Annotated in this window: 5 protein-coding genes and 2 pseudogenes; 3 read left to right on the top strand and 4 right to left on the bottom strand. The window is 66.4% G+C overall.

Annotation, left to right across the window (positions count from 1 at the left end):
- Window positions 1–128: 128 nt before the first annotated feature.
- Together AUC71_RS00505 and AUC71_RS00510 are read right to left on the bottom strand one after the other, a co-directional pair.
- Window positions 129–2,003, bottom strand: coding sequence for an ABC-F family ATP-binding cassette domain-containing protein (locus AUC71_RS00505; protein WP_069622687.1), 1,875 nt, complete (start codon window positions 2,001–2,003; stop codon window positions 129–131).
- A 39-nt stretch (window positions 2,004–2,042) separates the two neighbouring features.
- The gene (locus AUC71_RS00510; protein ID WP_083237943.1) at window positions 2,043–3,623 is read right to left on the bottom strand and encodes a helicase HerA-like domain-containing protein; all 1,581 of its coding nucleotides are present in this window, start codon (window positions 3,621–3,623) and stop codon (window positions 2,043–2,045) included.
- A 160-nt stretch (window positions 3,624–3,783) separates the two neighbouring features.
- On the opposite strand from AUC71_RS00510, the pseudogene AUC71_RS22465 reads away from it, so the two are divergent.
- Together AUC71_RS22465 and scpA are read left to right on the top strand one after the other, a co-directional pair.
- Window positions 3,784–5,625: pseudogene (locus tag AUC71_RS22465) on the top strand (methylmalonyl-CoA mutase family protein).
- A 1-nt stretch (window position 5,626) separates the two neighbouring features.
- Window positions 5,627–7,786: a methylmalonyl-CoA mutase gene (gene scpA / locus AUC71_RS00520; RefSeq protein ID WP_069622688.1), complete on the top strand. Its 2,160-nt coding sequence runs from the start codon at window positions 5,627–5,629 to the stop codon at window positions 7,784–7,786.
- A gap of 3 nt (window positions 7,787–7,789) precedes the next feature.
- On the opposite strand, the gene AUC71_RS20580 is transcribed toward scpA, so the two are convergent.
- Both AUC71_RS20580 and AUC71_RS20585 read right to left on the bottom strand, forming a co-directional pair.
- Window positions 7,790–8,089, bottom strand: coding sequence for a HigA family addiction module antitoxin (locus AUC71_RS20580; RefSeq protein WP_244500734.1), 300 nt, complete (start codon window positions 8,087–8,089; stop codon window positions 7,790–7,792).
- Window positions 8,090–8,095: 6 nt separating this feature from the next.
- Window positions 8,096–8,371, bottom strand: a pseudogene (locus AUC71_RS20585) (type II toxin-antitoxin system RelE/ParE family toxin); the annotation flags it as partial.
- 106 nt (window positions 8,372–8,477) lie between these two features.
- Between AUC71_RS20585 and meaB the strand changes: the two are divergent.
- Window positions 8,478–9,457 (top strand): methylmalonyl Co-A mutase-associated GTPase MeaB (gene meaB / locus AUC71_RS00530; protein ID WP_069622690.1); only part of this gene is annotated, 980 nt, incomplete at its 3' end.

Genomic DNA, 9,457 nt, shown 5'->3' on the forward strand with positions numbered 1-9,457 from the left:
CCTCTATCTCCCCCCCTTTCAGGGGGGAGGGATATGCACCGCGCGTGAAGCTCCCTCCCCCTGCAAGGGGGAGGGTCGGGGGTGGGGGTCATAAACGCAGTTCAGTCTGGCCGATCGAGAACTCGAGATCAGCAATCGGCCTCGCCCTGCTTCACGGCTTCGACCGCCTCGCTCGCCTCGAGCCAGCGCGCTTCCGCCGCCGCCAGATCGCGCTCCACCGCGCCGCGCCGCTTCATCAACTCGCCGGCCGCGGCGTCGGGTGCGGTCAGCAGCGCGTCGATCTCGTCGCGCTTCCGCCACAGCGTTTTCATTTCGGCTTCCGCCGACGTCGCGGTCTTGCGCAGCTCTTTGGCGCGTTCCCGCGCATCCGCCGCCGCCTTGCGCTTGTCCTTGCGGCTGATCTTCTGGGATGGGTCCGCGCCGTTGCCGCTTTTGCCCGAGCCCGCGCTCAGCACCTGATCGCGGTAATCCTCGATGCTGCCGTCGAACTCCCGCGCGGTGCCGTCGGCCACGAGCAGCAGCCGGTCGGCGATCAGGCCCAAGAGATGCCGGTCATGGCTGACGACGACCACGGCGCCGCCAAAGGCCGCCAGCGCCTGGACCAGCGCCTCGCGCGCATCCACGTCGAGATGGTTGGTCGGCTCATCGAGGATTAGGATATGCGGCGCATCGCGGGTAATCAGCGCCAGCGACAGCCGCGCCCGCTCCCCGCCCGAGAGCTTCTTCACTTGGACCATCGCCTTGTCGCCCGAAGAACCCGAAGCGGCCGAGATGGGCGCGCACGCGCCCTGCTTCGCGTCCGGCAGCAGACGCTCCATATGCTGGAGCGGCGTGTCCTCGGCGACCAATTCCTCGATCTGATGCTGGGCGAAATACCCGACCGTGAGCTTGCCGCTGGCCGCGATCTTCCCCGCCATCGGCGCGAGCTGGCCGGCGAGCAGCCGGGCGAGCGTCGTCTTGCCGTTGCCGTTGCGGCCCACAAAAGCGATGCGGTCGTCCGGGTCGATGCGCAAGTCGAGCCCCGACAGCACCGGCGTATCCGGCGCATAGCCCACCGCGACGTCTTCGAGCACGAGAAGCGGCGGGCTCAATTCCTTTGGGCTCGGAAAGTCGAACACGAGCGAGGGATCCTCGGCCGCCTCGGCCACCGGCTCCATTTTCTGAAGCGCTTTCAGCCGGCTCTGCGCCTGGCGCGCGCTATGCGCCTTGTAGCGCCAGCGGTCCACATAGGCCTGCAGCTTCTTGCGCCTGGCCTCCTGGCTGGCGCGCGAGGCTTCGGCTTGGGCCAGCCGCTCGCGCCGCTGCCGCTCGAACTGGTCGTAATTGCCGGCATAAAGCGTCGTCTTGCCCCGCTCCACGTGGAGGATCGTGTCGACCACGTTGTTCAGGAGATCGCGCTCGTGGCTCACCACGATCAGGCTCGCGCGGTAGCTCTTGAGGAACGATTCGAGCCACAGCGCCGCTTCGAGATCGAGATGGTTGGAAGGCTCGTCGAGCAGCAGCAGGTCCGGCTCGGAGAACAGCAGCCCCGCCAGCGCCACGCGCATGCGCCAGCCGCCGGAGAACGTGTCGAGCGGCTGGTGCTGCGCCTCCTCCGAGAAGCCGAGCCCGGCGAGGATGCGCGCGGCCCGCGCCGGCGCGCCATGGGCGTCGATGGCCGTGAGCCGCTCGTGGATCTCGGCGATGCGATGCGGATCGACGGCGTGCTCGGCCTCGTCCATCAGCGCGGCGCGCTCGGCCGCCGCCGCCAGCACCGTTTCGAACGGGGTGGCCTTACCGCTTGGCGCTTCCTGCGCCAGATAGCCGATGCGCATGGCCGACGGCGCCTCGATGCGGCCGGTGTCGGGCTCATGCTGACCCGCGATCAGCTTGAGCAGCGAGGACTTGCCGGCGCCGTTGCGGCCGACCAGCCCGACGCGCGCCTTCGGCGGCAGGGACGCCGAGGCGTGATCGAGAATGAGATGGCCGCCGAGCCGCAGCGAGATGTCGTCGAGGGTGAACATGGGCGCTCGTGTAGCACAGGATGGCCTGCGGTCACGCCTTTAGCGCTTGCGCGAGATCCCGCCGAGGGCATTGCGCTTGATGGCGTCCTCCAGCACCCGCGTCGCCATGGGCACCACGGAGCGGGCGATGGACTTGCCGAGCGTCGTCCAGAAGCCGTCGCTGCGCGAGCCGCCGGCGCTTTTGCGGGCCGCGGTCTTGCCGCCGGACGCCTCTGCCTCGGCGGCCTCCGCCGCGCGTGCCTTGGTCCGCTCCTGCAAGATCTCGTGCGCCGAGTTGCGGTCCACGACCTCGTCGTATTCGCCGGCAACCGGGCTTTTCTTGATCACCGCCTTGCGTTCCGCCGCGGTCAGGGGCCCGACCTGCGACGACGGCGGCTTGACATAGGTGCGCTCCACCATGGTCGGTTGACCCTTCCGGTCGAGACTCGACACCAGAGCCTCGCCGATGCCGAGCTCCATGATGGTCTTCTCGGTGTCGAAAGCCGGGTTGGCGCGGAAAGTGGTCGCCGCGGCCTTCACCGCCTTCTGCTCCAGCGGCGAAAAGGCCCTGAGCGCATGCTGCACCCGGTTGCCGAGCTGGCGCGAGACCGTATCGGGCACGTCCATCGGGTTCTGGGTCACGAAATAGACGCCGACGCCCTTGGAGCGGATCAGGCGCACCACCTGCTCGACCTTCTCCAGAAGTGCCTTGGGCGCATCGCGGAACAGGAGATGCGCCTCGTCGAAGAAGAACACGAGCTTCGGCTTTTCCGGATCGCCCACCTCGGGCAATTCCTCGAACATCTCCGACATGAGGAACAGGAGAAAAGTCGCATAGAGCCGCGGGCTCTGCATCAGCTTGTCGGCCACGAGGACGCTGATATAGCCCGCGCCGTCCGGGCTGGTGCGCATCAGATCGTCGATCTTCAACGCCGGCTCGCCGAAGAAGTGCTGCCCGCCCTGCTGCTCCAGGACCAGCAGCGAGCGCTGGATGCGCGACCGAGGCTTGGTGATGTTGCCGTATTTGGTGGTGAGCGTGTCGGCGCGGGCGGCGAGATCCTCCAGCAGCGACTGCAGATCCTTGAGATCGAGCAGGGGCAGCTTCTCATCGTCGGCGATCTTGAAAGCGATGTTGAGCACGCCTTCCTGCGCCTCGCTGAGATCCATCAACCGGGACAGGAGCAATGGGCCCAATTCCGTGACAGTGGTCCGGATTGGGTGGCCCTGTTCGCCGAACAAATCCCAGAAGATCACCGGGTGCGCGCTGAACTCGACATCGTAGCCGATCAGTTCCGCACGTTCCTCGATCCACCCCTTGGCCACGCCCATCTCGGCCACGCCGGAGAGATCGCCCTTCACGTCGGCGCAGAACACCGGCACGCCCGCCGTCGAGAAGCTTTCCGCAAGGCCTTGAAGGGTTACGGTTTTTCCGGTGCCGGTGGCGCCCGTGATCAACCCGTGCCGGTTGGCGAGCTTGAGCAGGATGAACTCCGGCTTGACGCTCTGGCCGAGATAGACGGACTCCTCCGGCAGTTCGGCCGGATCGAGCTTGGCGACGATCTCCGCCGCATCGGCAGCGTCTTTGGCGGCCGCTTTGGACTTTGCCGCCGCCGTCTTGGTTGGTGTCTTCTTCCGCGCCATTGCCGCTGATCCCCCTCGCTTGGCCTGCGGCACTTTAACGGCTGCACAAGCCCCACGCCAAGATGGCCTATGGGCGCAATCCCGCCAAGATCCCACGGGTTTCTCGCCGCGCGAGCTTCGTGCTAGGAGAAAAAGCAAGAACCATTCTAGGGTTAGCAAGATGGCTGAACTCCCCTTGGCCCGCGACTTTCCGCCCGCCGACGAAGCGGCCTGGAAGAAGCTGGTCGAAAAGGCGCTGAGCGCGCCCTTCGCCTCGCTCGAATCCAAGAGCTGTGACGGCATCGTCATCGAGCCGCTCTATGGCCGGGCGAGCGATGCGGACGTCGTCCCGGCGGGCCGGGGGCGCCGTGGGAGGTCATCCAGCGCATCGACATCGCCGACGGCAAGACGGCCAACCGGCAAATCCTCGAAGACCTGAACAACGGCGCCAGCGGCCTCAGCCTCGTGCTCCAAGGCTCGGCCGGCGATTACGGCCATGCCCTGCCGCCGTCCGAGGCCGTTCTCAAAGAGGCGTTGGAGGACGTGCACTTCGAGTGGGGCGTGCCCATCGAGCTTCAGCTTGGCCCGCTCTGCAAGGACGCCGCCTTGATGCTCGCCAATCTCGTGCAGCAGCGCGGCCTCGCTCCGAGCGACGTCAATATCCGCTTCGGATTCGATCCCATCGGCGTGCTGGCGGCCAATGGCTGGAACAACGTGGTCTGGCCCGACATGGCGAACGTGTTCGCAAGCCTCGTCGGCGAGATGATCGCGCAGGGCTTCAAGGGCCCCTTCGCGGTCGGAGACGGCCGCCCCGTGCACGCGGCAGGCGGCTCGGAAGCGCAAGAGCTGGCCTTCGCGCTGTCGACCGCGCTCGCCTATGTGCGCGCCGCCCATGACGGCGGCGTGCCCTCGATACGGCGCGGCGTCTCATCTTCTTCCGTCTGGCGGCGGACCAGAACCAGTTCCTCACCACCGCCAAGTTCCGCAGCATCCGCAAGCTATGGTCGCGCGTCGAAGAGGCATGCGGTCTCGAGCCGGAGCCGGCCTTCGTCACCGCCGAGACCGCCTGGCGCATGATGACCAAGCGCGATCCCCACGGAAACATCGTGCGCGGTACGATCGCCGGCCTTGCCGCGGCCGTGGGCGGGGCGAACGCCGTGACCGTGCTGCCGTTCAGCGCGGCGGTGGGGCTTCCCGATGCTTTCGCCCGCCGCATCGCGCGCAACACCCAGACCATCCTGCTCGAAGAGTCGAACCTTTATCGCGTCGCCGATCCCGCCGCGGGCTCCGGCGCCATGGAAGCGCTCACAAGCGCGCTTTGCCTGGAAGCCTGGAAGTTGTTTCAGGAGATCGAAGCGGCCGGCGGGCCTGCCGAGGCGCTGCGCCAAGGCTCATCCAAAGCGATGTCGCCGAAGCCCGCGCCGCGCGCGAGAAGGCGATCGCCCGGCGCAAGGACTCGCTGATCGGCACCAGCGACTTTCCCGATCTCGCCGAAGCCGAGATTTCCGTGCTCGACGGCGCACCGTCCGCGCCGTGCAACGACGAGGCCGAGCGCACCGCCGAGCCGCTCCAACGCATGCGGCTTTCCGAGCCGTTCGAAGCGTTGCGCGACCGAAGCGACCAGTATCGCGCCGCACACGGCGCGCGCCCGAAAATCTTCCTCGCCTGTCTCGGGCGCCCCGCGGACTTCACGCGCGCGCAAGCTTCGCCAAGAGCCTGTTCGAGGCAGGCGGCATCGAGGCCATCGCGGCGCAAGGGGCACAGTCGAGCGACGACATGCTGAAAGCCTTCAAGGCATCAGAAGCATCGCTTGTCTGTCTCTGCTCATCCGACAAGGTCTATGCGAGCGGCGGGGCAGACGCGGCGAGACAACTCAGAGAGGCCGGCGCCAAGCACATCTATCTCGCGGGCAAGCCGGGCGAGCTGGAAACAGAGCTGAAATCGGCGGGCGCGAGCGCTTCGTCGCGGCCGCGCCGATGCGCTCGAAACCTTGCGCGGCGCCTACACGAATTTGGGGGCTTGAGTTGACCGGGATTCCGAAATTCACCGAGATCGATTTCGAGGAGCCGCGCGAGCCGGCGCTCGCCTCCGAGGCGCCCGCTTGGGAGACGCCGGAGAAGATCTCGGTGAAGCCGGTCTACGGCCCGGACGATCTCAAGGGCCTCGACTTTCTCGATGGGCTCCCCGGCGTGCCGCCTTATCTGCGCGGCCCCTACCCCACCATGTATGTGCAGCGGCCCTGGACCGTGCGCCAATATTCCGGCTTCTCGACCGCCGAGGATTCGAATGCCTTCTACCGGCGCAATCTCGCCGCCGGCCAGCAGGGCGTGTCCATCGCCTTCGATCTGGCCACGCACCGCGGCTACGACAGCGATCATCCGCGCGTGACGGGCGACGTGGGCATGGCGGGCGTCGCCATCGACTCCATCTACGACATGCGCACCCTGTTCGATCACATTCCGCTCGACCAGGTCTCTGTGTCGATGACCATGAACGGCGCGGTGCTGCCGGTGCTGGCGCTGTTCATCGCCGCCGGCGAAGAGCAAGGCGTGCCGCACGATCAGCTTTCGGGCACGATCCAAAACGACATCCTCAAAGAGTTCATGGTGCGGAACACCTACATCTATCCGCCCGAACCCTCGATGCGCATCGTCTCCGACATCATCGGCTACACCTCAAAAGAGATGCCGCGCTTCAACTCGATCTCGATCTCCGGCTATCACATGCAGGAAGCGGGCGCGACGGCGGACCTGGAGCTCGCCTACACGCTCGCCGACGGCATCGAATATGTGCGCGCGGCCATCGCCTCGGGGCTCGACGTCGATTCTTTCGCGCCGCGGCTCTCGTTCTTCTGGGCCATCGGCATGAACTACTACATGGAGATCGCCAAGATGCGCGCCGCGCGCGTGCTGTGGGCGAAGCTCATGATGGACGAGTTCGCGCCCAAGGACCCGAAATCGCTGGCGCTGCGCACCCACTGCCAGACGAGCGGCTGGAGCCTGGCGGCGCAGGACGTGTTCAACAACGTGGTCCGCACCTGCGTCGAAGCCATGGCCGCGACCCAAGGCCATACCCAGTCGCTGCACACCACGGCCCTCGACGAGGCGCTTGCCCTGCCGACTGACTTCTCCGCGCGCATCGCCCGCAACACGCAGCTCATGCTGCAAAAGGAAAGCGGCACCACAGCCATCATCGATCCCTGGGGCGGCAGCTATTACATCGAGCGCCTCACCTACGACCTGGCGAAGCGCGCCATGGAGCATATCGAGGAGGTCGAGAAGTTCGGCGGCATGGCCAAGGCCATCGAGGCCGGCATTCCGAAACGCATGATCGAGCAGGCGGCGACCGCCACCCAAGGCCGCATCGACTCCGGCCGCCAGACCATCGTCGGCGTGAACAAGTACCGCTCCGACAGCGACGCCGACATCGCCATCCTCAAAGTCGACAATCGCTCCGTGCGCCGCCAGCAGCTCGACAAGCTCGCGCGGCTCAGGGCCGAGCGCGACGAGGCGGCGGTGACGCGTGCGCTCGATGCGCTCACGGAGTACGCTGAGACCGGCAAGGGCAATTTGCTGGAAGGCGCGGTCGCGGCCGCCCGCGTCATGGCGACCGTCGGCGAGATTTCCTATGCGCTGGAGAAGGTCTATGGCCGCCACCGCGCCAACGTTTCGGCAATCTCCGGCGTCTATAAGTCGGAGATGGGCCGCAAGGACGGAAACATGACCCGTGTCGCAGAGCTGATCGAGGCTTTCGAGACCGAACACGGCCGCAGGCCGCGCATCCTGGTCGCCAAGATGGGCCAGGACGGGCATGACCGCGGCCAGAAGGTGATCGCGAGCGCGTTCGCAGATCTCGGCTTCGACGTGGATATCGGACCGCTGTTCCAGACGCCCGAGGAGGCCGCCCGCCAGGCGGTCGAGAACGACGTCCATATTCTCGGCGTGTCGTCGCTCGCCGCCGGACATCTGACGCTGGTGCCGGCGTTGCGCGAGGCGCTGGAGGACCAAGGGCGCGGCGACATTATGATCGTGGTCGGCGGCGTCATCCCGCCGCAAGACTATCCGGAACTCTACGAAGCCGGCGCCAAGGCCATTTTCGGCCCCGGCACGCCGATCGCCAGCGCCGCCATCGACATCCTCAGCAAACTCGGCATCGACGCCGGCAAGGTGGCCGCGGCAGAGTAGCCTCTAGCTTGCGCGCGCACGTATCGGCTCAATGCGTCCGAGATCTGTCGAGGCATCCCGTGCGATATCGAGATCGTACTGCTTTTGCAGGCTGAGCCAAAAGTCGGGCGTAGTCCCAAGCGCTTTCGCGAGGCGCAATGCCGTATCTGCCGTCACACTCCGCTCACCGTTCACAATGGCGGAGATGCGGTTTGGCGGAATCCGGAGGCCGCGCGCCAGCCGATTGGCACTCAGGCCCAACGGCTCCATGAACTCCTCCTTCAAAACCTCGCCCGGATGCACCGGAGCTAACAACTTGGTCATGCACCTGTGGTAGTCGACAATCTCGACATCGAACGCATCCCCATCCTCCCATCCGAAGCAAATTCGCCACTGGTCATTGATCCGGATGCTCCATTTGCCCTCTCGATCTCCCTTCAATTTCTCCAGGCGGTTACCTGGAGGGGAACGGAGGTCGGTCACGTTGGCCGCTGCATCGAGCATCCGAAGTTTGCGCAAGGCGATACGCTCGAACGAGCGGAATCCGCTGACCCGCTCCCGCCGGAACAGTCGCTCCGAGTCTCCATCAGCGAACGAACGGATCACATCCTGCGGGCCCGATAAATTATACGTATTACGTATCACATACTAAGCTGGCCATCAACCCACATCCATCTTGCGCTTTGGCCGGTTTGCCCCTACCCCGCATGCCATGACCGGCAGCAAGTCCCCCCAAAGTCTCGAAGATTTGGCGAGCGCCGTCCGCGCGAACGATCGCGTGGCGCTGGGCCGTGCCATCACTCTGATCGAGAGCACCAAGCCCGACGATCAGGCCCGCGCCCAGGAACTCCTCAAGACGCTGCTTCCCGAGACGAAGAGCGCCATCCGCATCGGCATCAGCGGTCCGCCCGGCGCCGGCAAGTCCACGCTCATCGATCAGCTCGGCATGAACCTGATCGCCGCGGGCCACAAAGTCGCCGTGCTCGCCGTCGATCCCACGTCGTCGCGCACGGGAGGCTCGATCCTCGGCGACAAGACCCGCATGGGCCGGCTCGCCGCGGAGTCGAACGCCTATATCCGCCCCTCGCCGGCCGGCACGAGCCTCGGCGGCGTGACCAAGACGACCCGCGAGACCATCGCCATCGCCGAAGCCGCGGGCTTCGACGTGGTTCTGGTTGAGACGGTCGGCGTCGGCCAGTCCGAGACCGCGGTCTCGAACATGGTGGACGTCTTCGTGGTGGTCGCGATTCCCGGCGCCGGCGACGAGCTGCAAGGCATCAAGCGCGGGCTGCTCGAGCTCGCCGACGTCATTGCCGTCAACAAGGCCGACAGCGACAACATCGAGCGCGCCAATCGCGCGGCGACCGAGTACCGCGCGGCCCTGCACATTCTCGCCGCAGGCAACGCGGCTTGGCAGCCGGCGGTGCTGACGGTCTCGGCGCGCGACAATGCCGGCCTCGATGCGCTGTGGGAAAAGATCAAGGAATGCCACGTGGCGCTCGCGGAGTCCGGCGTGCTGGACGGGCGGAGGGCCGATCAGGCGGCCGCGTGGATGCGCGAAATCTTCGAGCAACGCCTGCTCGCCGCCTTCAAGGGCGGCCGCAAGGCCGCGCGGCAATATCAAGACATCGAGGACAAGGTCCGCGCCGGCGAGATCACCCCGGCGCAAGGCGCCGAGGCGCTCGCGGCGCT

The organism is Methyloceanibacter marginalis (assembly GCF_001723295.1).
GTDB classification, from domain to species: Bacteria; Pseudomonadota; Alphaproteobacteria; order Rhizobiales; family Methyloligellaceae; genus Methyloceanibacter; species Methyloceanibacter marginalis.

What these genes read in the sequence shown, in the direction of transcription:
- AUC71_RS00505 (WP_069622687.1), bottom strand. Translation starts at nt 2,003, where the DNA reads ATGTTCACCCTCGACGACATCTCGCTGCGGCTCGGCGGCCATCTCATT.
- AUC71_RS00510 (WP_083237943.1), bottom strand. Translation starts at nt 3,623, where the DNA reads ATGGCGCGGAAGAAGACACCAACCAAGACGGCGGCGGCAAAGTCCAAA.
- AUC71_RS20580 (WP_244500734.1), bottom strand. Translation starts at nt 8,089, where the DNA reads ATGACCAAGTTGTTAGCTCCGGTGCATCCGGGCGAGGTTTTGAAGGAG.